Genomic DNA, 25,119 nt, shown 5'->3' with positions numbered 1-25,119 from the left:
ATAATAAAATATCTAAGCAGGTTTTAGCAAAAGGTGTTCCAATTTTAAAAATACAAAATAAAATATTTTTTTAGCAGAGTAAAAACTCTGCTTTTATAGTGGTTTTTTTATTATTTTAGGCTCTTTAAAAACTCTAATTTCCTGATTTAAATTCCCTTGAAATTTTTCTAAATCTACTTTGCAAGTATGAGCTGTGTTGCTATTTGATACGCTTGAGCTAGGATTTGCACAAGTTAGAACATTTACATTTCCATTTATACACATATTATCACACTTATCCCACCAAGCCCCTTGAAAAATCAAAATACTTTTAGGATTAATATCATCAATTACTCTTGCACCTGCAAGTAATTCTCCTCTATCATTAAAAACCCTTATAATATCGCCTGTTTTAATGCCTTTTTGCTTAGCTAAATCAGTATGCAAATAAACAGGCTCAAGATTATTCTCGCTATCTCTTATATCGCTATTGTGTAGCTGTGAGTGAAGTCTATAAGGACTATGCGCTGAGATTAAAAATAATGGATATTTGCTAGCTAATTCATCTTTTATCTCGTATTTTGCGATTTTGCCTTTTATAATAAGATTAATTTTAGAAATATTTTTAAATCTTGTATAAGGCTCAAGTTCGCTTAATCCTTGCACCTTCTCATATCCACGCTCTAAAAACTCATCAAATGAACTTAAACAAATCCCTTTTGCTTCGTATCTTTTAGCAATGTCTAAATAAGCCATTTTTACTAGCTCTAATTCATCTAAATCTTTGCAAAATTCATAAGATTTATTAAATCTTTTTGCAATTTCTTTACAAATTGTAAAATCACTCAAAGCATTATAAAAGGGCTCTTTTATAGGCTTTAGTGCAAACAAAATCTCTTTATTTGTGCTTTGCTCTATATCATATCGCTCGCCTTCAATTGCAACAGGCAAAACAATATCACTAAACTTAGCTAAAGACGTCCAAAACGGCTCAAGAGTAATGATACAATCAAGCTTATTTAAAGCCTTTAAACTCTCGTTTGAATCTGGCTGATGAGTAAAATACGCCCCGCAAGCATTTATCATTAGCTTTATATCAGGGTATTTTATAAGCTCATCTTTATAGGTTGTAGTAGAGTTTGGATTTAATAAACACTCATTTAGCCTTGAGCTTGGTATATAATGATTTTGCCCTTTTATCTCGCCTAAAAGAGAATTAATATTCTTTAAACTTTCGGTATTTTTTGCACTCTCGCCCTTGCAACCACTGCTTAAATTAAATTCAATTCCTAAGCCATCTTTACTAATATGCCCACACATACAAGCTAAACAAATTATTGCTAGATAGTTAAATTCGCCGTTTAATTGTCTTTGAATTGACCTGCCTAATAAAATATTGCTAGGATTATTTTTAAGCTTTAAAGCTAGATTTTTAAGCTCAACTTCGCTAATTCCACAAATATCACTAGCCCAAGCTAAGTCTTTATTAATCCCATCAACTTTGCCTAAAAAATAGTCCCTAAACTCATCAAATCCTGTTGTGTGATTTGCGATAAATTCTTTATCATAAAGGTTATTTACATAAAGATAATTACACATTGCTATAGCCATTGCCATATCGGAATTTGAATTCGGAATTAGAGTTTTTGCATTCATAGCCTTTGCACTCTCATTTACCCTAACATCTATGAAAATTACTTCCTTGCTTTTAGCGATTTCTTTTAGATATTTTTCGTGTTCGTGCATAGGAATATCATGAGCGATTTTGCTAGTTACAAAAGGATTTGCACCCCAAAATACCACTACTTTAGCATTTCTTATAATCTCTTTAAAATCAGTAGCTCTTTCATACACAGTAGGAGTGCCAAATACATAAGGCATAGCTGCGATTGCTGAGCCTGTAGAATAATCGCCTAATTCAAACACCCCACCACCAAGAGTATTTATAAGTCTATGAATTAGCATTCTACCCCAGCCAATCTTACCTACTCCACCCCACTCATAACTTTCTGCGTAAATACTGCTTGAGCCGTATTTTTCATAATAATGCTTTAGATTTTTTGCTATTAAATCAAAGGCTTCATCCCAGCTAATCTCTACAAACTCATCATTAAAGCGGTTTTTATCGCCATTTAAAAAGCCTTTTCTAACACAAGGATTTTTTATCCTTGAGCTATGATTTATACGGCTTTTATAATTTTGTATAAGTTCGGTTGGTGCTTCGTCATATTCAAAAGGCGTGATTTTATTATTTTCGTAATAAAACGCCCCTACCCTACTAGCGATTAGTTTTTTCATAAATCTCCTTTATTTTTAGCTAAAATAACATAATTTCAAATCAAAATCATTAATTTTTATTAAAAATAGCTAATTTTTATCAAAAAAAATTAAAATTTTTTAAAAAATCCTTGACAAATAAAATTTTCTTGGCTATTATTACGCTTTTACTTAACGATAACTACTTATTCCGGATTAGCTCAGCGGTAGAGTAGGCGGCTGTTAACCGCTTGGTCGTAGGTTCGAATCCTACATCCGGAGCCACTTTTTTTATTCCCATTTTTTAAGTTTTGTTTTTTTAATTTCTATTTCAAATTATTTTAATTTATATTTTCAATGAAATTAATATTATCATTATTAATAGCTATCAAATCTATGCAAAAATCAAAATTATTATAATCTTGAAAATGCTCTTTAAAAATATATATTGTTTTTATGATTTTTTCTAGTTTTTTTGCTGTTAAATAATATTCACTTTCGTAGTTTTTGCTAGATTTTACTTCTATAAAATGCAAAATGTTCTTTTTTATTGCGATTATATCAATTTCACCAAATTTACATTTGTAATTAGTTGTAATTATTTTAAAGCCATTTTTCGTTAAATAATTTTGAGCTTTGTTTTCGCTTTCTTTACCAAAAATATATGATTTTAGACCCTTAATACTTTTAGATAATGAGTTTTTTTGCACCATTTATTAAATCTTCGTTAGGATAAATTCCGCAAAAATATTTAAAAGCAAGTGCTGCTTGATAAACAAGCATATCAAGACCATCTTGTGTTTTGATGTTTTTATTATGAGTTTTACAAAAATCTAAAAATATATCGTGATTATAAGCTAAATCATAAGCTATTTTTGCATTTTTTGCTAAAGTTTTTAAAACATCTTCATTAAGCGGCAAAAGATTATTTAAACTTGCACTTGTTGTATTAATCAAAATGTCAAATTCAAATTCTTTTAAATTAGTATCAACTTCGCATAAAAAATCTTCTTTTTTACTTCTATTAATTACTTTAATATTTATGTTATTTTCTTTTAAAGCATAATAAACAGCCCTAGCAGCCCCACCTGCACCTATTATTAGAGCATTTTTTATATTTTCGTTTTTTATAGGCTCAAAAAAGCCAAAAATATCAGTATTATAAGCCTTTAAAAAGCCATTATCATTGATAATTGTATTTGCAGCTTTTATTATTTTTACTTCTTGGCTTTGCTCATTTACGATATTAATTACATCTTCTTTATAAGGCAATGTAATATTAACGCCTTTATAATTTAATATATTTTCTTTTAAATCTTTTGTATTTGTTACTAAAATCTTTTCGTAATTTGCTTTTATATTTAATTTTTCATACCAAAAATTATGAATTATTGGAGATTTAGAGTGAGCGATAGGATTTCCTATCACTCCAAAGTTATTATTTTGCATGATAATAGAATGCGTCTTTTTTCACATTATCTCTTATGTATTTTAAAGCATTTGCTTTATCGCTGTTTGAATATGGACCAACGATAACTCTACTCATTCCTTTGCTATCTGTTACAACTTTATATTGTAAGCCTAATGTATCAAGCTTTTTAATCTCGTGAGATTTTAAGTCAATGTTTTTACCAGCATAAACTTGAATAAAGCTTCCTTGATTGCTTGTGCTTGGAGCTTTAGTTTCTTGTTTTACTAAATTAGTTGGCTTTGATATATTCAAGGTATCAAAAACTGAGCTTTCTTGCTTAGGCTTAGTTTCTTTTTTAACTTCTTGTTTTGCTTGAATTACTTCTTTTGGGCTTTCTTGAACTTTTGTTGTTTCTTGAGTAGCTTGTTTAACTTCTTCTTTTATAGGAGTTACTTTTGCTAATTCTTTTACAACATTTTGAACTTCTTGAGATTTTTTAGGTTCTGCTTCAACTATGTTATTTTCTTTTTTAAGTCTTTCTTCTAATGAAGAAAAATCATCGCTAAAGCCATCGTTTTCGCTTTTTAAATTCTCAAATACTTCATTATCTTGACTTTTTTGTTCAAATTTTGCACTAGGCTCTATCGGAGGTAAAGCAGGTTTTGAATTATCACTACTTCCTACAATTTTAAAAATTATTAGTATTATTAAAAATACAATAATTACCATAATGATTTTAAATAAAACTTGCTTTTGTTTATTTTTCTTATTGTTGTTTTCTAATACCAAATCTTCAAATTTATTGTGTTCTTGCATTTTTCATCCTTTACATATGTTTTGACCAAGACGCTCCACGCTCTTTTTGATAAATTTCATAAGGTAGTGCTAATATATTATATTCTTTTGGCATATCAAGAGTAGGGAATACTCTCCATTCAACAGGCATTTTTTGAGCTAACATTGCGCTTAATTTATTAGCTAACCCACAACCTTCAGTAAAAGCTGTATGACCTTTATGAATATAAAGATGTAAATGTCCTGGAGTTTTGCTTTTATAAGCTGTAAAATTAATAAAACCTTCTTCTCTTAATAATAATTGTGCTCTGTGCCAAAACTTTTCAGTATTAAAGCCATTGTAATCAAATACAATATTTTCTACTTTATCTTGAGCATTTACTAGATTGTGTGCGATTATGATTTTACCTTCTGCATGCTCTCTCATAAGGCTTGGTGATAAAAATTCATTAATTCTTTCATATTTATTATAAAAAGTTCTACCTTTATGCTCTATTTTGCTTACTATATTATCTCTTTTAATAAAATAATGTGAATTAATCATTTTAATAAGAGCTATATCATTACTTGTTAGCATTTTAAATCCTTATATAATGGAAATTGTTTAGATATTTCTAAAGTTTTTAATTTAGAAGCTTTAATAATTTCTTCGTTATTAATATTATTTAAAACTTCTTTAATAATTTGTGCTATTTGCACCATTTGCTCTTCTTTCATTCCACGAGCACTAAGTGCAGCTGTTCCTAATCTTAAACCACTTGTAATAAATGGCGAGCGTTTTTCGTTTGGAACTGAGTTTTTATTAGCAGTTATTCCTGCATTTTCTAATGCGATTTGAGCATCTTTTCCACTAAAATCACATTCGCTAAAATCCATTAATAATAAATGATTATCAGTCCCACCACTAACAAGCTTAAAACCTGCTTTTATTAATTCATCTGCTAAAACTTTGCAGTTTTTAATAACTTGATTTGCATAGCTTTTCCAACTCTCATCAAGATTGTATTTAAAACCTACAGCTTTTGCTGCTATTATATGCATTAATGGGCCACCTTGAAGATTAGGGAAAATTGCTGAATTAATTTTCTTAGCTAATTCTTCATCATTTGTCATGATAATTCCGCCTCTTGGACCTCTTAAAGTCTTATGAGTTGTTGAAGTTACAATGTGTGCATGTGGAAATGGGCTTGGATGAAGACCTGCTACAACAAGTCCAGCAATATGTGCAATATCTGCTAATAAATATGCTCCAACTTTATCTGCAATTTTGCGAAATCTTTCAAAATCAATAATTCTTGCATAAGCACTTGCTCCACAAACTATTAATTTTGGCTTTGTTTCTAATGCAATACGCTCAATTTCATCATAATTTAAATAGCCATTAACATCTACTCCATAGCTATAACTAGTATATACTTTGCCACTCGCATTTACTTTAGAACCATGTGTTAAATGTCCGCCAGCGCTTAAGTCCATTCCTAAAATAACATCACCAGGATTAATAAGTGCAGAATAAGCTCCTTGGTTTGCTTGTGAGCCTGAATGTGGTTGAACATTTGCATAATTACAATTAAATAATTTTTTGCAACGTTCAATCGCTAAAACTTCAGCTTTATCAACTATCTCACAACCACCATAATATCTTTTAGATGGATAACCTTCTGCGTATTTATTTGTAAGAATACTTCCACTAACTTGCATAACTTCAGGGAATGTAAAATTCTCACTAGCAATCATTTCAAGATTTTCATCTTGTCTTTTAAATTCTTCTTTTATTATGTCGTTTATTTCTGTATCAAATATCATTTTAACCCCTTTTAAATTTATTAATCCTTTTTAGGACGCATTGCAGGGAATAATATTACATCTTTAATTGATTTTTTATTTGTTAGCATCATTACAAGCCTATCAATTCCTATTCCTTCTCCCGCAGTTGGAGCCATACCAAAACCTAGTGCATTTACAAAATCTTCATCCATTTCACAAGCTTCATCATTACCTGCTTTTTTAGCTTCAACTTGTGCTAAAAATCTTTCGTATTGATCTAATGGATCGTTTAATTCATTAAATCCATTAGCTAATTCTTTACCTGCTATAAATAATTCAAATCTTTCAGCTATATCAGGATTTTCATCACTTCTTCTGCTTAATGGACTAATTGATACAGGAAAATCTGTAATAAATGTAGGATTGATTAGCTTGTCTTCAACATAATTATCAAACAATTCAGCTTGTAAATGTCCTAAATCTAGTTTTTCATTAGCTTCAAAACCATCAGCTCTTAGTTTTTTTAATATTTCTTCTTTATTTTCAACTATGTTCGCATCAATTCCGCCTATTTTTACTAAAGCTTCTTTATAAGGAATCTTTGCAAATGGAGTGCTAAAATCAATTTGTTTATCATCATAAGTAATGATGTTTGAAGAATACCCTAAATGTTCTATTAGCTTGCTTAATAAATCTTCTGTTAAAGCCATTAAATCTTTATAATTATGATAAGCCCAATAAAACTCAATAGTGCTAAATTCAGGATTGTGAGTAAGATCCATTCCTTCATTTCTAAAACAACGATTTAGCTCAAATACCGCTTCAAATCCACCAACAATTAAGCGCTTTAAGTGAAGCTCAGGTGCAATTCTTAAGAATCTATCAACACCTAAAGTATTATGATGGGTTATAAATGGTCTTGCGTTTGCTCCGCCTGCAATTTCGTGCATCATAGGAGTTTCAACTTCTAAAAACCCTAAATTTTCAAAATATCTTCTAACAAAAGAAACAATCTTACTTCTATTTATAAAATCTTGTCTTACTTCCGCATTCATTATCATATCAAGATATCTTTGGCGGTAGCGACTTTCCATATCTACTAAGCCATGGAATTTTTCAGGTAAAATACAAATGCTTTTTGTTACTAAATCTAATTTGCTAACATGAATACTAAATTCGCCTTTTTTGGTTACAAATGCATAACCACTAACCTTAATAATATCTCCAACTTCAATTAATTTTTTGATATTATCAAACCAAGCTTCATCTATTGTGCTTTTATTAAAATAGATTTGAATGCTATCGCTAAAGTCTTCAATATTGGCAAAAACGGCTTTCCCACCATCACGCATAAATTTAATTCTACCTACTAAATCACAAACTTCTTCTGATTTCTTTTCTTCAAGTTCGTTTATGAAATTATATTTATCTTTAAATTCCTTAATACTCATCGGCTTTGTTACAAAATGAGAATAAGGATTAACTCCTAAAGACCTTAACTCTTCGGCTTTCTTAATTTTTTGTTGTTCTAGTGGGTTTTCAAACATATTTTACCTTTCTATATAATTTATTTTTTTTGACAATCTTTGCAAGTTCCGTATAATTGCATTAAGTGGCTTGATAATTTAAATCCATGTTCTTTTGCAATTTTTAATTGTCTTTGTTCTATTGTATCATCTTGGAATTCAATAATTTTTCCACAAGTTTTGCAAATCATGTGATCATGGTGTGGTTTGTTTGCTAATTCAAATTTTTTACCTGCAGAACCAAAAGAAATTGAAGTAACCATTCCTGATTCTTCCAATAAATTTAGTGTTCTATAAATTGTAGCAATCCCTATATTTTGGTTTGGATCCATTGCTTTTAAAGCTTCATATAATTCATCAGGAGTGCTATGCTCTTCATTGTTGTAAAGTAATTTAAGTAAGCACTCTCTTTGTTTTGTATATTTTAATCCACTTGTTTTTAAGATTTTTTTAAACTCTTCTAACAGAGCATCATATTCCATATTATTTTCCATTTTTATCTCCTTTTAAAATTATTCTTCTTTTTTTAATTCTTTTTCTACTGCTTCTTTTTTAGCATTTATTGTGTTTTGAACTGCTTTAGTATTTGCAATAATTGAACCTGTTTCTATTAGTACAGGAAATACCATACTATTTGCAAAAAATTGTCCTATTTTATTGTTTAAAATAGGAACTTCATTTATACAGCTTGCTATTATAGAAAAAATCACAAATATTTTTCCAGCTCCAAATACAAAACCCATAATTCTATCAATAATACCAAGACCACTTAAAGACGCTAATTTTGATATTATTCTTCCTAAAATTATAAATATTCCCCAAACCACAACTAACGCTAACACAAAACCAAATAGGTTTAATAACATTTCGTTATCGGTGTTATAAACATATTGTTTAATTAAATTGCCAACTTTTTCTGAATAGCTTGTGCTAACATAAACACCTACTAAAATACCTGCTAATCCAAAACCTTCTTTAATAAGACCTGAGATTATTCCACCTAGGCCTAATATTAAAGTAACGCCGATTATTATACAATCAAGTAATAAGCCGCTATTCATATCAAATTCACTAATTCGTTGTATTGTGTGCTATATCTTAAAGCTAATTCTCTTGTAATTAAACCTGCACGAACAGCTTCTACAAGGCTTTGAGTTTGAGTTTTCATTCCCGTTCCTTGTTGGTTTAACTGCATTTGAGAATAAATTTGATGGTTTTTATTTTCACGAATTAAGTTAGCAATAGCCATATTGTTAATAAGAATTTCGTGAATTGCTAAACGACCACCACCTTTTTTAGGTATCAAGCTTTGTGCAATAACAGCTTGTAATGAAAACGATAGCATATTTCTTATTTGATCTTGCTCTCCGCCACTAAAGCTATCTACAATACGGTTAATTGTTTGCATAGCTGAGTTTGTATGTAGTGTTCCAAATACTAAGTGTCCTGTTTCAGCTGCTGTGATTGCTGCTGCTATTGTTTCTCTATCTCTCATCTCACCGATTAAGATAATATCAGGGTCTTGCCTTAACGCGTATTTTAAAGCGGTTTGAAAGCTCTTTGTATCTATATCTACGTTTCTGTATGAAAATACTGAGTTTTTGTTTTTATGCATAAATTCAACTGGGTGCTCTATCGTTAAGATATGCTTACTTTCAGTTTCGTTGATTTCGTTTAGCATTGCTGCTAGAGTTGTTGATTTACCAGAACCTGTTGGACCTGTTACTAGGATAAGTCCTTTTTCTTTTTTGATTAATTCTTTAAAAATTGAAGGAGCTTTTAAATCATCTAAACTAGGAATGTTTTCAGGAATTAAACGAAATGCAGCTGCAAGTTTTCCTTCTTCAACATAATAATAGTTTGCTCTAAAACGACCAACGCCTTCTACTGAATATGCGAAGTCTAATTCACGCTCTTCTTCTAAAGTTGCTTTTTGAGCGTCTGATAAAATACTATAACAAGATGCTTTAATGATATCTGAGTTTAGAACATCAAACTCCAAATCATTTAAAACACCATGAATTCTAAGCAGTGGTTTTCTACCTGGAATAAAGTGTAAGTCACTCGCATCATTATCTTTCATAAATGCTAGAATACCATTCATTTGAATGGCTTTTACTTGCTCTTCTTGTTGATGAATATTATCCATAATCTTTCCTTATTCTATAATTTTAGGAACTGAAAAAAAGTGTTCGCTTCTTGAAGGAGCATTTTTTAAAATGCTTTCAATTACTTCTGATTTTTCAGGTATATCTTCTCTTAATGGGGTATAATTTAAATTATTAATTTCTAAATTATTAGTATCAATTTCATTTAAATTATCTACAAATTTTAAAATATCATCAAATTCATTAAGCAAAGTTTGTCTTTCTTCGTTACTTAATTTAAGTGATGATAATTTTTCTAGTCTTTCTAATAACTTTTCATCTATTAACATAATCTCACCTTGTTAATCTAAAATTAAATCCGATTATATAATAAAAATTTAATATAGCACTAAATTTATCAAGATTTACAAAAAATTGTTACAATTTCAGCTTTAATTTTATCAAAATTTAAGGAATTTAAATTGAAAGAAAATACATATAGTGTTGAAGAATTTGGAATCAAAATTGAGCGTTTTTTAAGAAAAAATAAATTTATAATCATATTTATAATAATTGCAATCATTGCTTATTTTGCATTTAATTCTATTAACGATAGCATAAAGATTAAAAATACAAAAGAAGCAAATAGTTTATATAATGAGTTATTAATTACTAAAGATAATGATAAATTAAATCAATTAAAATCTTTAAATCCTAATTTATATTTAGCATTATTAATGGACGAAAAGTATATTGAAGAATTAGCTACATTTAAGCCAAGTAATGAAGATAAACTGCTTTTAGAGATTTATAAAGCTAAGGAATTTGAATCAGGAATTTTCTTAAAAGATTTAAAAACAATTCAAGAAGCATACGAACTATTACAAGCAAATAAAATAGAAGAGGCTAGGGTAAAACTAGATTTAATTAATGCTAATTCAGTATTTTATAAAGTAGCAAATAGCTTAAAACATTATCAAGGCAACAAATGAAAAAATACTCATTATTAGCTTTATCATTATTATTTTTAGCATGTTCAGGTTCAAAACAATATTATGAGCCACAAAACACAGAAAAGTTAAGTTCAATAAATATAAAAACTGAAAATATATTAAAAAATTATAAAGATTATGAAATCATAAATCAAAAAGATAATTTAACTTTTATATCTAATAACTTAGGTTTTTTAAAAATATTAAAAGATAAAGAAGTAGTATTTGATAAAAAATTTGAAGCAAAAATTGTAAGTATAGAAACCGAAGGCAATAAAGCTGTAATGGTTGATGCTTTAAATAATGTTATTTTATTTGATTTATTAGAGCAAAATTATTTATTTAGCGATAATTACGGACAAGCAAATGGGGTTATTAAAAAATTAGCAAATCCTATTTTTAGCGGAAATGTTATTATTGCTCCTACTTTAGATGGTAATTTAGTAATATTAAGTAATGTAAATAATACTTTCATTAGAGCTATAAATGTTGGAACTCAAGAATTTTTTAATAATATAATTTTCTTAGACGCAAGTGATGATAAATTAATTGCAGCAAGTTCAAGCAAACTATTTACTATACTAGATAATAAAACATATACAAAATTAATAAATATCAAAAAAGCACTTCTTAAAGATGAATTAATATATGTTTTAGCAAGTGATGGAACTATTTATAAATTTGATTATTTATTAAACGAAATTTCAAAAACCAAATTTAAATATGCAAACTATAGTGAAATTCACGCAAATAACGGCTATTTATATGCTTTAGAGCATAATGGTTATTTAATTAAGCTTGATGAAAATTTAAATGAAATTGCTGTGTTTAATCTAAATTCTAAGATTAAAAAGAATGCATATTTTAAAGATGATATTTTGTTTTACAACGATAAAAGCTACAAACTAAAATGACTTTAATAGATATAGGTAATACAACAGCTTGCGTTTATAAAAACGAACATTTAAAGCGAATAGAGTTAAAAGATTTTTCACCTAATAGTTTTAAAGAAAAAGTTTTTTATATAAGCGTAAATGCAAATTTTTCGGTATTGCCTAGTAATTTTATAAATCTTGAACCCTTTTTTAGCCTAGATACTTCTTATATAGGCTTAGGAGTTGATAGAATTGCATCTTGCTATTATATTGATACTGGTGTTATTGTAGATGCAGGAAGTGCAATAACAATTGATTTAATGAAAAATAAAAAACATTTAGGTGGTTTTATATTACCTGGAATTGAATCTTATCTTAATGCTTATAAAAATATATCTTGTAGATTAAATTATGATTTAAATACCACATTAGACCTAGGTTCGTTACCAAATTCTACAAAAGATGCTATTAGTTACGGAATAATTTCTAGCATAGTAACTTGCATTAAAGAATTTGCCAAAGATGAAACAATATACCTAACAGGTGGAGATTCTAGCTTTTTAAATCAATTTTTTAAAAACGCAATCAACGAGAAAAACTTGGTTTTTCAAGGAATGCAAAAATTAATTAAAGACTTGAATTTATAAATAAATAAAATTATCATTTTTTTAAAAAATACAAAAGGATGGAATATGGCACAGCATTTTGATGTTATTGTAGTCGGTGGTGGAATTAGTGGAGCTGCGTTATTTTACGAGCTTAGTAAATATACAAATGTAAAAAAAGTAGCTTTAATAGAAAAATATCATGCTTTAAGCACTCTTAATTCTAAAGGAACTAGCAATTCTCAAACAATTCACAGCGGAGATATTGAGACAAATTACACTTATGAAAAAGCTTCAAAAGTTAAGCCTAACGCTGATATGATTGTAAATTATGCAAAATTAGTAAAAGCAGAAAATAAGTTTATGTTTTCTCATCAAAAAATGGCTTTAGCTGTTGGTGAAGAAGAATGTGCCTTTATGCAAAAACGCTACGAAGAATTCAAAGAACTATATCCATATATTAGAAAATTTGATAAAGCAGAAATCAAAAAAATTGAGCCAAAAGTAGTAGAAGCTTTAGGTGGTGGGGATAGACCTGAAGAAATATTTGCTATGGGTGCTTTAGAAAATGATTGCTATACAACCGTTGATTTTGGAAAAATGAGCGAGAGCTTAGCTGAAGAAGCTATGAAGGCTAATCCTGATAATCAAATATTTTTTAATGAAGAAATCGTAAATATTTACAAAAAAGGTGATACTTTTTATCTAATAAGTGCTAATAAAACCGAATTTAGTGCAAATTTTGTTGTAGTAAATGCAGGTGCGCACTCATTGTATTTAGCACATAAAATGGGTTATGGATTAGATTACGCATGTTTGCCTGTTGCAGGTAGCTTTTATCTAACAAAAAAACATTTATTAAATGGTAAAGTTTATATGGTTCAAAATCCAAAATTACCATTCGCAGCATTACACGGCGATCCTGATATTTTATGCGATATGAATACTCGTTTTGGTCCAACTGCTTTAGTTTTACCAAAACTTGAGCGTTATCATGGGCTTAAGAGTTTGCCTGAGTTTTTTACTACTTTACGCCTTGATGGAACCACTATAAAAATCTTACTTGATTTAATGAAAGATAGCACTATTAGAAATTATATTTTAAGAAATTTCTTATTTGAAGTGCCGTATTTGAATAAATCTTTATTTGTAAAAGACGCAAGAAAGATTGTCCCAAGTCTTACAACCGATGATATAACTTATGCAAAAGGCTTTGGTGGAGTTCGCCCACAAGTGCTAAATAAAACAGAAAAGAAACTAATGCTAGGAGAAGCAAGCATAGTGCCACAAAATCAAGGAATTATATTTAATATGACTCCAAGTCCAGGCGCAACTAGCTGTATGGGAAATGCTTTAAGAGATTTAAGAATGGTGGTTGATTACTTAAAGCTTGAATTTAACGAAGAATTATTTAATAAAGAACTAAGGGGAGAATAATGAAAAAAACAAAAATAATTGCAACTTTAGGGCCAGCAAGTGATAGCGAAGAATGTATAAGAGAAATGATAAAAGCAGGGGTTAATGTATTTCGCTTAAACTTTTCTCATGGCTCACATGAATATCATAAAGCAAACCTTGATAAAGTTAGAAAAATCTCAAATGAATTAGGCGAGAATATCGGCGTATTACAAGATATTTCAGGTCCAAAAATTAGAGTTTTAGAGCTTCCTGAGCCGTTTTTATTAAAAAAGGGCGATAGATTAGACATTTATAGACATACAATTAAAGCTAATCAAAAATCAGATAATCATTATGAAGTTAGCACAAATTATAATGAAATCTTAGGAGCTGTAAGACCTAGCGAAGCGATATTTTTATGCGATGGTTCTATAAAAGTAATCGTTGAAGAAGTAGGGCAAGATTATTTAAAATGCCAAGTTCAAAACGATGGTAAATTAGCTTCAAATAAAGGAATAAATTTTCCAAATACAAAAATAAACATAGAAGTAATTACTAAAAAAGACAAAGATGATTTATTATGGGGCGTAAAAAACGATGTTGATTATATGGCAATATCTTTCGTTCAAAACGCTTATGATATAAAAAATGCAAAGCAAATCCTAGCAGAAAACGGAAATAAAACTCAAGTATTTGCAAAGATTGAAAAGTTCGATGCGGTTGAAAATATTGATGAGATTTTAAATGTAAGTGATGGAATAATGGTTGCTCGTGGGGATTTAGGTATTGAAGTGCCATTTTATAAAGTGCCAAGCATTCAAAAATCAATCATCAAAAAAGCTAATGAAATGGGTAAGCCTGTAATTACTGCAACTCAAATGCTATTTTCTTTAGCAAATAATAAAAGTGCAACCAGAGCAGAGATAAGCGACGTTGCAAACGCTGTATTAGATGGAACTGACGCTGTTATGCTTAGCGAAGAAAGTGCAGTTGGAATCGATCCTGTAAATGCTGTTAGTATTATGTCAGCAACAATTAGCGAAATAGAAAAGATTTATCCATATTGTAATTTTAATCACGATAAAAGAGATATGACAGATACCATTGCAGCATCAGCAGTTCAACTTGCAAAAGATATTAATGCAGACGCTTTAATTTGTCTTACAAGCAGTGGTGCAAGTGTTAAGAAAATGGCAAGATATAGACCTGATACAAAAATCATTACAATGAGCCATTGCGATAAAACTCTAAAAAGCCTTAGTATTTGCTGGGGACTTAGCGAAACTTATGTAGTAGATAAAGCTTCTAGTTTGCATGAGCTTTTACATAATTGTGTAAAAGTAGGGGTAAAAAAAGGCATAATGGATAAGAATAAAAACTATGTTATAACAGCAGGTTATCCAGTAGGCGAGACAGGTAGCACAAACTTAATTAGAGTTTTAGGTAGAGAACAAATAGATTATTATTTAAACTTACAAAATTAATGCAAAAACATTAAGAATTTGAAATAGGAATTTGAAATTTAAAAAATCAAATTCCGAATTCAAATTCTTTGATTTTTAATAAAACAATCCATATAAATTCATTAAACACACATATTCAATCATCAAACCAAGTTATACATTAAATACTTATAAGATTTTTCTTATTAGATAATACATAAAATAATATTTGACTTATAATATAATTTATAATAAGATTTTATTATTAATTTTTTATTTTAAGGAAAAATTAAAAATTAAGATACAAACAATCTTATTTAAAGGAGTTTCTTATGAATGAAGAAAAATTGAATAAGCAAAACTTTGCAAATTCAGCTTCAGTTTTAAGTAGTGTATTTAAAAGCACTAATCAAAACTCTCTTGCTTGTACTGATGTTTTAGTTATCGGTTCGGGCGGAGCAGGTCTTAGAGCAGCTGTTGCTGTTAGGAAAAAACATCCAAATTTAGATGTTGTTGTGGTAAATAAAGGAATGCCATCTCGTAATGCAACCTGTATGGCTGAAGGTGGAATTAATGGTGTAATTGACTTTGAAAATGGCGATTCAAATATGCTTCATGCATATGATACTGTAAAAGGAAGTGATTTTTTAGGCGATCAAGACGCTATTATAAAATTTGCAACAAAAGCTACCGAAGCAATTCATGAGCTTGATTATGCAGGAATGCCATTTAATAGACAAAAAGATAAAACTGTCGCAAGACGCTTTGCAGGTGGTGCTAAATACGAACGCTGTAATTATGCTACCGATAAAACTGGCTCAATCATGATGCATACATGCCTTGATGAGGCTATTTCAAATGGAGTTGAGTTTTTACTAGATCATTATTTACTAGATATTGCAATTGATAATAACGAATGCGAAGGCGTTGTTCTTTTGAATATGCAAACAGGAGATGTTGTGCCTGTATTGGCAAAATCAGTTATCCTTGCTACTGGTGGTTATACTCGTGTGTTTTTTAATCGCACCTCAACTCCATTTAATGCAAGTGGAGATGGAATAGCAGCAGCTTTAAGGGCTGGACTTGCATTTAAAGACCCTGAAATGCTTCAATTTCACCCAACTGGTGTAAGAAATGGTGGAGCATTAATTACTGAAGCTGCAAGAGGACTTGGTGGAAAACTAATTAACAATAAAGGCGAACGCTTTATGAGTAAATACTCAAATCGTTTAGAGCTTGCTCCAAGAGATATTGTTTCTCGTTCAATTGAGAGCGAAATTCGCCTTGGCAATGGTTTTGGTGAGGGAATGGGATCTTATGTTCTTTTAGATGTTACGCATTTAGGAGAAGAGCAAATAATGGATGAATTACCTCAAATTCGCCATATAGGACTTTTATTTGAAGGTATAGATTTAGTAAAAGAACCTATAAAAATTCGCCCAACAGCACACTATTCTATGGGTGGGATAGAAATTGCTAAATTTGATGATATGAGTACTCATTTAGCTGGACTTTTTGCAGCAGGTGAGACTAGTTGTGCTTCAATTCATGGAGCAAATCGTTTAGGTGGAAATAGCTTAGCAGATGCTGCAGTTACAGGAAAACTTGCAGGCGAGGGTGCAAGTGAATATGCAAATAATAGAACAAATTATGGCTCAGGAAAACATGCAGAAGAACTTGCTAAAAAATGGAAAGCTAAACTTAAAGATATTACAAGTGGCAATTCAAAACCAAATGAACTTTATGATTTAAGAGAAGAATTCGGACAATACAACTGGGATAATATGGGTATTTTTAGAACCGGCGAAAAGCTTGAAAAACATATGAAAATCCTAGATGAAATTTGGGCTAAATATAACAATCTTAAGATTTCAAATCCAAATATGACTTACAACACTGCACTTATTGAGTATTTAGAGTTTGGTAACTTAATACTTTTAGCAAGATGTGCTTGTTTAGGTGCATTAAATAGAAAAGAAAGTCGTGGTGCTCATACTAGAGAAGACTATCCAAAAAGAGATGATGAAAATTTCTTAAAGCATAGTTTAGTTACATTAAAAGATGGCGAATTAAATCTTAACTATAAAGATGTTGTTATAACTCAGTTTCAACCTGAAGAAAGGAAATACTAATGAAAATTATAATTGATAGGTTTGATGGAACAAAAAAATATGTTCAAACTTACGAAGTTGATATAGAAGAAGTTAAAGGAAAAACACTTTTAGGCTTATTACAACATATAAAACGCACACAAGATATTACGCTAAATTTTACAGCTGCTTGTCGTATGGCTATTTGTGGTGCTTGTGGTGTGCGTGTGAATGGTCATTCATATCTTGCTTGTGATACTAAAATGGACGATTTGCTTAAAGAATATGATAATCCAAACACTATTACTATTTCTCCATTAGCAAATTTTAAAGTCCTTTCTGATTTAGTAGTTGATTGGAAGCCAGGTATTGAAAACTTAAGAAAGGTAAAACCAACCATTACACCAAAAGAAGAATTTTCTGAGAAAAAAGGTTGCGTTCAAACTCAAGCTGAAGTTGATGCTATTAAAAAGCAATGGGATTGTATTTTATGTGGTTGTTGTGCTAGTGAATGTAGTAAGCTTGAAGCAAATTCAGATGATTATATGGAGCCTTTTGTATTTACTCATGCTTTACGTGCTGCTGCTGATTCACGCTCAAAAGACCCTATGGAACATATAAAACCTTCAGTTGATAATGGTCTTTGGATGTGCGTTCATTGTCAAGAATGTGCTAATCGCTGTCCAAAAGGAATTAGTGCTGCTGATGATATAGCAATGCTAAGAGTAATGGCTATGAAAAAAGGCTTAAAAGAAGGCACAGGCCCAGCTCATGCTAAAGCTTTTCTTTTAGACTTAGAAGATACAGGTAGATTAAATGAAATTTATTTAGCACTTCGTTCTGAAGGTGTTTTGGCAAATGTTACAAAAATGGATATCGCATTTAATTTAATGAAAGCAGGCAAGATGAATCCACTACATATTTTTGGTGAGCGTAAGATAGAAGGCCATGAAGATTTAATGAAAATGATTGAAGCAGCAAGAGCTGCTAATAAGGAGTAATTATGCAAAATAAAGATTTCGCTTTTTTCCCTGGCTGTGTTTTAAGTCAGGCAGCAAAAGAATCAAAAATGTCGCTAGAAGCAATAGCACCTATTTTAGGCATAACTTTACATGAGATTAAAGGCTGGAGCTGTTGTGGTGCTTCTCAAGCACAAGATGTAGATCCGATTGCAACTCTTGTAGCAAATGCTAGAAATATTGCATTAGCTGAAAGAATGAATATGCCAATGCTTACCACTTGTAGCACCTGTATGCTAACACTTACTCGTGCAAAAAATGCCTTAGATAAAGGTGCTAAAGATCGTATAAATGAGTTTTTAGCAAAAGGAAATATGAAGTATCAAGGAAATAATGAAATTACAAGTCTTTTATGGGTTTTATATGAGAACTTAGATACTTTAAAATCAAAAGTAGTTAAACCGCTTTCAAATTTAAATGTAGCACTTTTTTATGGTTGCCATAGCCTTCGCCCTGAAAGAGAACATAATTTTAAAGAAAGCTCAACAAACCCAAAAAGCCTTGAAGCAGTAGTTAGTGCTTTAGGTGCAAATATAGTGCCGTTTGAAAAACGCCTTGATTGCTGTGGTTTTCACGCTAGTTATCCAGCTGTTAAATCGGTTCAAAAAATGTCTTCGCAAATAGTAGAAAATGCTGATGAAAATGGTGCTGATTGTGTTGTTACTCCTTGTCCGCTTTGTCAAATGCAGCTTGATATTTATCAAGAACGCTATCAAAACGCTATGAATTCTAAAATTAGAAAGCCAATAATTCATCTTTCTCAATTAGTAGGCTTAGCGCTTGGACTTGATAGCAAAAAGCTAGGTCTTAATTTAAATATAATTGATGCTACAAAATTAATGTAGTTTTAGGGGCTATGCCCCTAATTCTTTTGCCATTTTAATAAATTCAATTTCTAAATTTGAAAGTTTCTTATCTTTTTTATAAGCAATAATTAGAGTTCTAACAAGTTCAGTATCACATATATTAAATAGTTTTATTTTGTCTTTTTTATCATCTTTTATTAATTCACTAATCGTAAATGTTGCACCAACTCCACTTGCAACTATTGAGTTTGCTATATCAAATGTTTCTGTTTCACATAAAATTTTAGGTGTAAATCCTTGTTTTTTAAAAACCATATCAATATCTAATCTACTTCTTTGTGTAGATTTTGGCAAGATAAATTTTTCATTTTTTAATTCTTGAATTGAGATTGTTGGTAATTTCTTATTTTTAAATTTTAAAGATAATTCATGTATTGAAGGAAGTGCCAAAAATACATTGCTAGTCTTTATAACTTCATATTTTAGTTGCTTTATATCAATTGGTAAAATTAGCATCCCAAGGTCAATCTCATCATTTTCAATCATTTGTTTTATTTTTAGGGTTGAAAATATTTGTGAGATTTTAATATCTGCATCATTAAAACGCTTGCAAAAAGTAGGTAAGAGATTTGGTATCATATTATAACCATTTTGAGAAAAAGCAATGCGAATTTTACCTGTTTTTGCTCTGTTTAAAGCTGAAATTTCATTATCTAATTCAGCAACCATATCCTTTATTAAGTTTGCTTTTTTAAGATAGATTTCTCCTGCTTTTGTTAGCGTTATTGGATTTGTGTTCCTATTAAAAAGTGTAGTTTTTAATTCATTCTCTAAAGCAAAGATACTTTGAGATAATGATGGTTGAGGTATTTTAAGCTCGTTTGCAGCCTTTGTAAAGCTTTGTAATTGTGCTACTTTTAAAAATAGTTGCATATGTCTAAAATTCATTTTTTATCCTATTTTTTAATAAATGCAGGTTTTAAAGATAAAAGAATTACGAAATAGGAATTTCAAATTCCTATTTCAAATTCCAAGGAGTTTTATTAATAAAACTCTTTTTTCTTTAAATCTTCAATTATATTGCTAGCTAAATCATCAACGCTATTTGCAGCATTGTTTGTATTATTTGCAACTAAATCATTATCTTTGTTTAGATTATCTATTTCGCAAATTGTTTTATTTATTAGATTAATAGCTTGGGTTTGTTCTTCTATACTCATTCCTATATCGTGGATTTGTTGAACTAATAATTTCACATTTGCTTCTACTTGATTTAGCGATGAGCTAGTATTATTAGCTAATTTTCCAACCTCACTTGCAACAACGCTAAATCCACGTCCATGCTCACCTGCTCTCGCAGCCTCAATAGCAGCATTTAGGGCTAATAAATTAGTATCTTCTGCGATTTGTCTAATGACATCAATTACGCTTTTTATACTATCGCTTTGCTGAATGATTTCGTGGCTTTTGTGTGAAATTGCACCCATTGAGCTTGACATTTGATTGATTGCTGCTGCACTTTCTTCAAGATTGCTCTTTGCTTTATTGCTACCGATTAAAAGCTGTTTCATACTATCTTTTAGATTTTTTGAATTATTCTTTAAACTATTGCTTATATTTTCTTGAGAATAAAGCATATTTTTTATTTCTTTTTGTAAAGTATTTAAGCTTAGCTCAATTTCTCCGATAGGCTCTTTTATATTATTTACAAATTTCATATTTGCATATTCTTTTAATAGACCATCAATTTTATTAATATCTTTACCGATTTTAGTCTTTAATACTCCTAACATTTCTTTTAATATGCCTTTTAAAGCCTTAATTCTAGGGTTATACGGCTCGCTAAATATATCATTATCTAGCTTTCCTAATTTTATTTCATTTGTGATTTTTGTAATTTCATCTATACAGGTCTGATCTTTTTTATAATTTTCTTTTAGCTCTAAAACGGTTTCGTTTATTTGTTTTGCCATTTTTCCAAACTCATCTTTATTGTTTGTCTTTATTGTCATTACATCATCGCTTTTGTACTTTAAGAAATCAAAAAAGCTATCAAGACCTTTATTAATCAAATCAAGATTATTAATAATATTTTTTGAAATTACAAAAGCTAAAAACATATTTATTCCTTGAGCAAATATAGCAATTATGATTTGTAAAATAATGGCTTCTTTTGAATTGCTTTCGTTTTCGCTAGCTTTTGAAAGGATTTTATTTGTAATATCATCTTCAAGTTCTTTATAATCTTCAATCAGTTTTGTAGCAACATCAAAAAACTCACTAGCTTTTACATTAAAATTTCCATTTATATTATTATTGAACGCAATATTTATGTATTCTTGAAATTTCAAATTCTCATCAAGTTTTGATATTGTTTGTAATTTATCATCTAAAAACTTAAGCTTTAATTCGTTTAATTCTTTTAGTTTATTTAATATGCTCGTATTCATATAACTAACACTTGAAAAAGTTGCAATATCCATAGTATTAGCATTAAATACTCCGTTTAAAGTCCCACGCAATAAACCATATCTTTCTTTAGTTTTTGCTACTAGATTTAAAGCATCGCTAAGGCTTGAATAACTTTCATCAAGGTTTAAAGAAAGCTCTTTTGTCTGCATTAATAAAGAATTAATCGCTTGTGTATAAGCTGCTAAAACCTTTGCTCTATTTTCTTTAGCATCAACCATTGCTCTTAAATTATTGATTTTTGCTTTTGTGTTTTCATCGTCTATTAAAGCATCAACTTTAGTTCTATTTGCTAACATTGATGAGCTATTTGCTCCTGCTAAAACTCCTACACTAAGACCACGCTCAACTTGTAAAAAATGGATTAAATTATTTGTTTTTAAAATAATTTTTGCATTATCTTGGGCTTTTATAGAAGAGTTGTAGGTTTCATAACTGCTCTTAATTAATAAAATATTATAAATTAATAATATAATTAAAAAAGTTCCTGTGAGTAACAAAAGTTTTTTAGAAATAGAAATTTTAGAAATCATAAGTCCCCTTAATAAATTAATTTAGATGTTAAATTTAAAGTTATTTAAAGGATTATATAAACTTTAGGAGAATAAATGAAATTTTTTTTAGTTTTTTGTTCATTTTGTAGTGTTTTGATGTCTCAAACTTTTAATTATAACGATTTTGATGAGTTAAAAGATATTAATGTACAAGATTATTATGTTAGCGAATATATTGATGGAATGGGTGTTAATTGGGATGGAGAAAGATTATTTAACAACGATAATCAAACATACGAGATAAGTAAGAGTTATACAAAAGATTTCCCACCTTTTGATATTAAAGGGGCTTTATTTTGTGGGACTGATTATTACGACACTTTTAATGATGTAGCTTTAAATAAATTAAAATGCACTAAGTTTTATGTAGCAGATGTGCCTTATCAAAAAGGTGATTTAATGGATAGGTTAAAAGTATTAAAAGAATGGTTACAAAAACATCCAAATAATAATATTACATTTATTAAGCAATATGAGTTTAGCGATAGTGATGAATTTATTGATTTTTTTAATCATATGGTATTAAAAGGTTCTGAAGGTGTTTATATGCATAAGAAAAATACGGCTTATGATGTGCCTTTAAAAGAAAAAATCATAAAAGTTAAAAGATTTTATAAAGATAACTGTATTGTTTCTAAGGTAAATCTTGATTCTGATAATAAACTAATCAATTATGAATGCAAATGGAAAAAAGCTAATGCTTTAAGAGCATTAGAAGATGATAATTTAAGTATAGATAATAAAGAATTAACTACTATCGTAGTAGGTAGTGGTTTTACGATAGATGAGATTAATCATCCGTTTGAGCTTGGGACTAAAATAGGTTTTAAATACTATAAATTAGATAAAGAAAATAAACCTATGCATAGCGTATTTATTAGAAGATTTTAAGGAGATAGTATGAAAAAATTATTATTAGCATTAAGTATTTTTGCTTTATTTTTAACTGCTTGTAGCAAAGATGAAAGCGTAAAAGAATTAAAAGCAGGAGATATAATAACTCTTAAGAGTTGGGATAATCAAGAGCTTAAAATACAAAGATTAGAAAATGGCTTTAAGATAGTTGATAGCAATAAATTATTATTAATTGATATTTTTGGAACATTTTGTCAGCCTTGTAGATTAGAAGCTCCTATGCTTTTTGATATTCAATCAAAGCATTTAGATGATTTAGTAATTTTAGGCTTATCTTATGCAGAAAATGCAGACGCACAAAAGTTAAAAGAATTTGCTAAAAATTACAATGCTTATTATTTTTTAACAAATGATGAAAGAGCAGATTTAATCGTAGAAGCAATTACAAATGATATAAAATATAACACCCAAGTTCAATTACCTTTTAAAGTTATGTTAAAAGATGGCAAATATCAAAAACTAGGTAATGAGTATTTTATTTTAGGTAAAGCTGATGAAGGCTTATTAAGAGAAAGTATCAACAAAATCAAAGGAGAATAAATGAAAAAATCTTTAATATTGTTAAGTGCATTAGCGTTTTTTGGCTGTGCAAATATACAAAATCAAGGAAATGAAATGAATGCAAATAAAACTCTTGAAAATGGCGAATATAAAATAACCCATATTCTTGATAAACAAAACAATTCACAATACCCTAATACAGGAAATTGGTCTATTATGATTGAGAATAATAGATTTGGAATGTTTGTTGGATGTAATAGAATTTTTGGAGAAGTTCAACAAAATAATGGCAAGTTAATTTTCAAAGCTCCTGCAAGTACAAAAATGATGTGTCCTGATGATTTGATGAAGGTTGAAAATTTGGTTGCAACTTCATTAACTGAGCTAGATATTTCGCTAAATTCTTTAGAAAATGATAAAGTTAAAATTACAATAGAAGAAAATAAATGAAAAAATATTTAATATCTTTACTTGCATTAGTTTTCATAGCTTGTGCAAGTAATCAAAATAATGAAAAAATTATTAAAGATGGCGAATATAGAATAGATTGTATTTTAGATACTAAAAGTGGCGTTTGTGAGCAAAACACTGGTGGTTGGGCTTTTTTTCTAGATAAAAATAAATTTATAATCTATGTAGGTTGCAATAAATTAATTGCAGATACTAAGCAAAAAAACGGAAAATTATTTTTCAACAACTTAGCAAGCACTAAAATGATGTGCTTTAAAAGAGAAGCAATGCTTGAAAAACTACTTTTAGATTCATTAAATGAGCTTAGTTTAGAGCGTGAAAATATCTTAGGCAATGATAAGATAAAGATAAAATTTGGCAGCAACTAAATGAAAAAATTATTATTAAGTGTATTTTTAGTTCTTTTTGCAAACGCTAATGCGATTATTAAAGATGGCAATTACGAAATACAAAGCTTAGTGGATAAGAAGACAAATAGTGTTTTAGCTGGAAGTAACCCTTATAATTTTATTATTAATAAAGACGAGTTTGAACTAAATACAAAATGCAATATGTTTTATGGCAAAATAAAACAAAATGATGGCTTATTAATCTTAGATGAGGTTAAGCAAAATACCTATATGTGTTCTAAAACAGCAAAAGCTGATGAAGAATTTATACTAAAAACTCTTAAGGAATTTAAAATCGGAAATAGCGAGTTTTTAGAAAACGAAGAAATCAAGATAAATCTAAAAGATTTAGTTGTTTATAAAAATTATGATGAGAAAGTAATTAGCGAATTTAAAGACAAGCTTCTTAAATTATATAATATCTCAAACATTGATATGAGTAATGGCAAACTTTTAAGCAAAGGCGAGTTTTTACAAGCGATAAAATATAAAAATTCTTTATTTAAAGCACCTAATGAAAAAGCTTGGGGTATTGTGATAAAAAATGATGAATTTACTATTTTTGTAGGTTGTAATCTAATTTATGGCAAATTAACTCAGGCAAAAAACGGCGATAGATATACAAACGAGTTTTCTTTTAGTGATATTAAAAGCACAGCTTTAAAATGCAAAAGCTCAAAGCTTGAAAACATACTAAAAACAAATCTAAAAACATTAAAAGAGCAAAGAAATGACTTTTTTAGCAAAGATTTGATTTTGTATTATGAGTAAA

The 25,119-nt window shown here is 29.2% G+C and carries 26 protein-coding genes, 1 tRNA gene and 1 pseudogene; 14 read left to right on the top strand and 14 right to left on the bottom strand.

Going from position 1 to position 25,119, the window contains the following annotated elements; translation table 11 throughout:
• Positions 1-93: 93 nt before the first annotated feature.
• The gene (locus tag AVANS14531_RS04105; RefSeq protein WP_336611427.1) at positions 94-2,277 is read right to left on the bottom strand and encodes a molybdopterin-dependent oxidoreductase; all 2,184 of its coding nucleotides are present in this window, start codon (positions 2,275-2,277) and stop codon (positions 94-96) included.
• Positions 2,278-2,445: 168 nt separating this feature from the next.
• Here AVANS14531_RS04105 and AVANS14531_RS04100 point away from each other — a divergent pair.
• Positions 2,446-2,520: transfer RNA gene (locus tag AVANS14531_RS04100), tRNA-Asn, on the top strand.
• A 56-nt stretch (positions 2,521-2,576) separates the two neighbouring features.
• Here the strand turns inward: AVANS14531_RS04100 and AVANS14531_RS04095 are convergent.
• Genes AVANS14531_RS04095 through gatC form a run of 10 tightly spaced genes read right to left on the bottom strand, consistent with a single transcriptional unit; the run spans position 2,577 to position 10,171 of the window.
• Complete coding sequence (locus AVANS14531_RS04095) at positions 2,577-2,948, bottom strand: YraN family protein (protein ID WP_336611426.1); 372 nt, start codon at positions 2,946-2,948, stop codon at positions 2,577-2,579.
• Positions 2,923-3,684: a shikimate dehydrogenase gene (gene aroE / locus AVANS14531_RS04090; RefSeq protein WP_336611425.1), complete on the bottom strand. Its 762-nt coding sequence runs from the start codon at positions 3,682-3,684 to the stop codon at positions 2,923-2,925. The genes AVANS14531_RS04095 and aroE overlap by 26 nt, the downstream gene beginning before the upstream one ends.
• A complete protein-coding gene (locus tag AVANS14531_RS04085) occupies positions 3,674-4,462 on the bottom strand; it encodes an SPOR domain-containing protein (RefSeq protein ID WP_336611424.1) in 789 nt (262 codons plus the stop codon). Before AVANS14531_RS04085 ends, aroE begins: the two co-directional genes overlap by 11 nt.
• A gap of 10 nt (positions 4,463-4,472) precedes the next feature.
• A complete protein-coding gene (locus AVANS14531_RS04080) occupies positions 4,473-5,018 on the bottom strand; it encodes a DUF1882 domain-containing protein (RefSeq protein WP_239817627.1) in 546 nt (181 codons plus the stop codon).
• A complete protein-coding gene (glyA, locus tag AVANS14531_RS04075) occupies positions 5,012-6,247 on the bottom strand; it encodes a serine hydroxymethyltransferase (protein WP_336611423.1) in 1,236 nt (411 codons plus the stop codon). The genes AVANS14531_RS04080 and glyA overlap by 7 nt, the downstream gene beginning before the upstream one ends.
• 20 nt (positions 6,248-6,267) lie before the next feature.
• Positions 6,268-7,755 carry a lysine--tRNA ligase gene (gene lysS / locus AVANS14531_RS04070; RefSeq protein WP_336611422.1) on the bottom strand — a complete coding sequence of 496 codons (1,488 nt, stop codon included), beginning with the start codon at positions 7,753-7,755 and terminating at the stop codon, positions 6,268-6,270.
• Between the two features lie 20 nt (positions 7,756-7,775).
• Positions 7,776-8,228 (bottom strand): Fur family transcriptional regulator, encoded by a 453-nt coding sequence (locus tag AVANS14531_RS04065; protein ID WP_239817624.1) that lies wholly within the window; start codon positions 8,226-8,228, stop codon positions 7,776-7,778.
• 18 nt (positions 8,229-8,246) lie between these two features.
• On the bottom strand, positions 8,247-8,795 hold the full coding sequence (locus AVANS14531_RS04060) for a CvpA family protein (RefSeq protein ID WP_336611421.1): 549 nt from the start codon (positions 8,793-8,795) through the stop codon (positions 8,247-8,249).
• Positions 8,792-9,838 (bottom strand): type IV pilus twitching motility protein PilT, encoded by a 1,047-nt coding sequence (locus tag AVANS14531_RS04055; protein ID WP_336611457.1) that lies wholly within the window; start codon positions 9,836-9,838, stop codon positions 8,792-8,794. Before AVANS14531_RS04055 ends, AVANS14531_RS04060 begins: the two co-directional genes overlap by 4 nt.
• Positions 9,839-9,892: 54 nt before the next feature.
• A complete protein-coding gene (gatC, locus tag AVANS14531_RS04050) occupies positions 9,893-10,171 on the bottom strand; it encodes an Asp-tRNA(Asn)/Glu-tRNA(Gln) amidotransferase subunit GatC (RefSeq protein ID WP_336611420.1) in 279 nt (92 codons plus the stop codon).
• Positions 10,172-10,303: 132 nt separating this feature from the next.
• Between gatC and AVANS14531_RS04045 the strand changes: the two genes are divergently transcribed.
• The 8 genes from AVANS14531_RS04045 to sdhE all read left to right on the top strand — a co-directional run bounded on the left by AVANS14531_RS04045 (position 10,304) and on the right by sdhE (position 19,087).
• A complete protein-coding gene (locus tag AVANS14531_RS04045; RefSeq protein ID WP_239817621.1) occupies positions 10,304-10,813 on the top strand; it encodes a hypothetical protein in 510 nt (169 codons plus the stop codon).
• Entirely contained in the window at positions 10,810-11,727 is a 918-nt protein-coding gene (locus AVANS14531_RS04040; RefSeq protein WP_336611419.1) for a hypothetical protein, read from the top strand. The genes AVANS14531_RS04045 and AVANS14531_RS04040 overlap by 4 nt, the downstream gene beginning before the upstream one ends.
• Positions 11,724-12,335, top strand: coding sequence for a type III pantothenate kinase (locus AVANS14531_RS04035; protein WP_336611418.1), 612 nt, complete (start codon positions 11,724-11,726; stop codon positions 12,333-12,335). Before AVANS14531_RS04040 ends, AVANS14531_RS04035 begins: the two co-directional genes overlap by 4 nt.
• 45 nt (positions 12,336-12,380) lie before the next feature.
• Entirely contained in the window at positions 12,381-13,730 is a 1,350-nt protein-coding gene (locus tag AVANS14531_RS04030; protein ID WP_336611417.1) for an FAD-dependent oxidoreductase, read from the top strand.
• Entirely contained in the window at positions 13,727-15,175 is a 1,449-nt protein-coding gene (pyk, locus tag AVANS14531_RS04025; RefSeq protein ID WP_336611456.1) for a pyruvate kinase, read from the top strand. Before AVANS14531_RS04030 ends, pyk begins: the two co-directional genes overlap by 4 nt.
• A 290-nt stretch (positions 15,176-15,465) precedes the next feature.
• Positions 15,466-17,265, top strand: a complete 1,800-nt coding sequence (gene sdhA / locus AVANS14531_RS04020; RefSeq protein WP_336611416.1) for an 8-methylmenaquinol:fumarate reductase flavoprotein subunit — start codon at positions 15,466-15,468, stop codon at positions 17,263-17,265.
• On the top strand, positions 17,265-18,224 hold the full coding sequence (gene sdhB, locus AVANS14531_RS04015) for an 8-methylmenaquinol:fumarate reductase iron-sulfur subunit (RefSeq protein WP_336611415.1): 960 nt from the start codon (positions 17,265-17,267) through the stop codon (positions 18,222-18,224). Before sdhA ends, sdhB begins: the two co-directional genes overlap by 1 nt.
• Before the next feature lie 2 nt (positions 18,225-18,226).
• Positions 18,227-19,087 (top strand): 8-methylmenaquinol:fumarate reductase membrane anchor subunit, encoded by an 861-nt coding sequence (sdhE, locus tag AVANS14531_RS04010; protein WP_336611414.1) that lies wholly within the window; start codon positions 18,227-18,229, stop codon positions 19,085-19,087.
• A gap of 9 nt (positions 19,088-19,096) precedes the next feature.
• Here sdhE and AVANS14531_RS04005 read toward each other — a convergent pair whose 3' ends face one another.
• The 3 genes and pseudogenes from AVANS14531_RS04005 to AVANS14531_RS09225 all read right to left on the bottom strand — a co-directional run.
• On the bottom strand, positions 19,097-19,996 hold the full coding sequence (locus tag AVANS14531_RS04005) for a LysR family transcriptional regulator (RefSeq protein WP_336611413.1): 900 nt from the start codon (positions 19,994-19,996) through the stop codon (positions 19,097-19,099).
• A 95-nt stretch (positions 19,997-20,091) separates the two neighbouring features.
• Entirely contained in the window at positions 20,092-20,619 is a 528-nt protein-coding gene (locus AVANS14531_RS09230; RefSeq protein WP_239818554.1) for a methyl-accepting chemotaxis protein, read from the bottom strand.
• A gap of 648 nt (positions 20,620-21,267) precedes the next feature.
• Positions 21,268-22,050 (bottom strand): annotated as a pseudogene (locus AVANS14531_RS09225) (nitrate- and nitrite sensing domain-containing protein); the annotation flags it as partial.
• 75 nt (positions 22,051-22,125) lie between these two features.
• Here AVANS14531_RS09225 and AVANS14531_RS03995 point away from each other — a divergent pair.
• The 5 genes from AVANS14531_RS03995 to AVANS14531_RS03975 are packed head-to-tail and all read left to right on the top strand — an operon-like array spanning position 22,126 to position 25,118.
• The gene (locus AVANS14531_RS03995) at positions 22,126-22,962 is read left to right on the top strand and encodes an ATP-dependent DNA ligase (RefSeq protein ID WP_239817617.1); all 837 of its coding nucleotides are present in this window, start codon (positions 22,126-22,128) and stop codon (positions 22,960-22,962) included.
• A 9-nt stretch (positions 22,963-22,971) separates the two neighbouring features.
• Positions 22,972-23,526: a TlpA family protein disulfide reductase gene (locus AVANS14531_RS03990; RefSeq protein ID WP_336611411.1), complete on the top strand. Its 555-nt coding sequence runs from the start codon at positions 22,972-22,974 to the stop codon at positions 23,524-23,526.
• Positions 23,527-23,937 carry an META domain-containing protein gene (locus AVANS14531_RS03985; protein WP_336611410.1) on the top strand — a complete coding sequence of 137 codons (411 nt, stop codon included), beginning with the start codon at positions 23,527-23,529 and terminating at the stop codon, positions 23,935-23,937.
• Positions 23,934-24,326 carry an META domain-containing protein gene (locus tag AVANS14531_RS03980; protein WP_336611409.1) on the top strand — a complete coding sequence of 131 codons (393 nt, stop codon included), beginning with the start codon at positions 23,934-23,936 and terminating at the stop codon, positions 24,324-24,326. The genes AVANS14531_RS03985 and AVANS14531_RS03980 overlap by 4 nt, the downstream gene beginning before the upstream one ends.
• Positions 24,327-25,118, top strand: coding sequence for a hypothetical protein (locus AVANS14531_RS03975; protein ID WP_336611408.1), 792 nt, complete (start codon positions 24,327-24,329; stop codon positions 25,116-25,118).
• The last annotated feature ends 1 nt before the right edge of the window (position 25,119 follow it).

Source organism: Campylobacter sp. Cr9 (assembly GCF_020138295.1).
In the GTDB taxonomy this organism is placed as follows: Bacteria; Campylobacterota; Campylobacteria; order Campylobacterales; family Campylobacteraceae; genus Campylobacter_E.
This window is presented reverse-complemented; position numbering and strand designations above follow the sequence as displayed.

What these genes read in the sequence shown, in the direction of transcription:
- AVANS14531_RS04105 (WP_336611427.1), bottom strand. Translation starts at nt 2,277, where the DNA reads ATGAAAAAACTAATCGCTAGTAGGGTAGGGGCGTTTTATTACGAAAAT.
- AVANS14531_RS04095 (WP_336611426.1), bottom strand. Translation starts at nt 2,948, where the DNA reads ATGGTGCAAAAAAACTCATTATCTAAAAGTATTAAGGGTCTAAAATCA.
- aroE (WP_336611425.1), bottom strand. Translation starts at nt 3,684, where the DNA reads ATGCAAAATAATAACTTTGGAGTGATAGGAAATCCTATCGCTCACTCT.
- AVANS14531_RS04085 (WP_336611424.1), bottom strand. Translation starts at nt 4,462, where the DNA reads ATGCAAGAACACAATAAATTTGAAGATTTGGTATTAGAAAACAACAAT.
- AVANS14531_RS04080 (WP_239817627.1), bottom strand. Translation starts at nt 5,018, where the DNA reads ATGCTAACAAGTAATGATATAGCTCTTATTAAAATGATTAATTCACAT.
- glyA (WP_336611423.1), bottom strand. Translation starts at nt 6,247, where the DNA reads ATGATATTTGATACAGAAATAAACGACATAATAAAAGAAGAATTTAAA.
- lysS (WP_336611422.1), bottom strand. Translation starts at nt 7,755, where the DNA reads ATGTTTGAAAACCCACTAGAACAACAAAAAATTAAGAAAGCCGAAGAG.
- AVANS14531_RS04065 (WP_239817624.1), bottom strand. Translation starts at nt 8,228, where the DNA reads ATGGAAAATAATATGGAATATGATGCTCTGTTAGAAGAGTTTAAAAAA.
- AVANS14531_RS04060 (WP_336611421.1), bottom strand. Translation starts at nt 8,795, where the DNA reads ATGAATAGCGGCTTATTACTTGATTGTATAATAATCGGCGTTACTTTA.
- AVANS14531_RS04055 (WP_336611457.1), bottom strand. Translation starts at nt 9,838, where the DNA reads ATGAATGGTATTCTAGCATTTATGAAAGATAATGATGCGAGTGACTTA.
- gatC (WP_336611420.1), bottom strand. Translation starts at nt 10,171, where the DNA reads ATGTTAATAGATGAAAAGTTATTAGAAAGACTAGAAAAATTATCATCA.
- AVANS14531_RS04040 (WP_336611419.1), top strand. Translation starts at nt 10,810, where the DNA reads ATGAAAAAATACTCATTATTAGCTTTATCATTATTATTTTTAGCATGT.
- AVANS14531_RS04035 (WP_336611418.1), top strand. Translation starts at nt 11,724, where the DNA reads ATGACTTTAATAGATATAGGTAATACAACAGCTTGCGTTTATAAAAAC.
- AVANS14531_RS04030 (WP_336611417.1), top strand. Translation starts at nt 12,381, where the DNA reads ATGGCACAGCATTTTGATGTTATTGTAGTCGGTGGTGGAATTAGTGGA.
- sdhA (WP_336611416.1), top strand. Translation starts at nt 15,466, where the DNA reads ATGAATGAAGAAAAATTGAATAAGCAAAACTTTGCAAATTCAGCTTCA.
- sdhB (WP_336611415.1), top strand. Translation starts at nt 17,265, where the DNA reads ATGAAAATTATAATTGATAGGTTTGATGGAACAAAAAAATATGTTCAA.
- sdhE (WP_336611414.1), top strand. Translation starts at nt 18,227, where the DNA reads ATGCAAAATAAAGATTTCGCTTTTTTCCCTGGCTGTGTTTTAAGTCAG.
- AVANS14531_RS04005 (WP_336611413.1), bottom strand. Translation starts at nt 19,996, where the DNA reads ATGAATTTTAGACATATGCAACTATTTTTAAAAGTAGCACAATTACAA.
- AVANS14531_RS09230 (WP_239818554.1), bottom strand. Translation starts at nt 20,619, where the DNA reads ATGAAACAGCTTTTAATCGGTAGCAATAAAGCAAAGAGCAATCTTGAA.
- AVANS14531_RS03995 (WP_239817617.1), top strand. Translation starts at nt 22,126, where the DNA reads ATGAAATTTTTTTTAGTTTTTTGTTCATTTTGTAGTGTTTTGATGTCT.
- AVANS14531_RS03990 (WP_336611411.1), top strand. Translation starts at nt 22,972, where the DNA reads ATGAAAAAATTATTATTAGCATTAAGTATTTTTGCTTTATTTTTAACT.
- AVANS14531_RS03985 (WP_336611410.1), top strand. Translation starts at nt 23,527, where the DNA reads ATGAAAAAATCTTTAATATTGTTAAGTGCATTAGCGTTTTTTGGCTGT.
- AVANS14531_RS03980 (WP_336611409.1), top strand. Translation starts at nt 23,934, where the DNA reads ATGAAAAAATATTTAATATCTTTACTTGCATTAGTTTTCATAGCTTGT.
- AVANS14531_RS03975 (WP_336611408.1), top strand. Translation starts at nt 24,327, where the DNA reads ATGAAAAAATTATTATTAAGTGTATTTTTAGTTCTTTTTGCAAACGCT.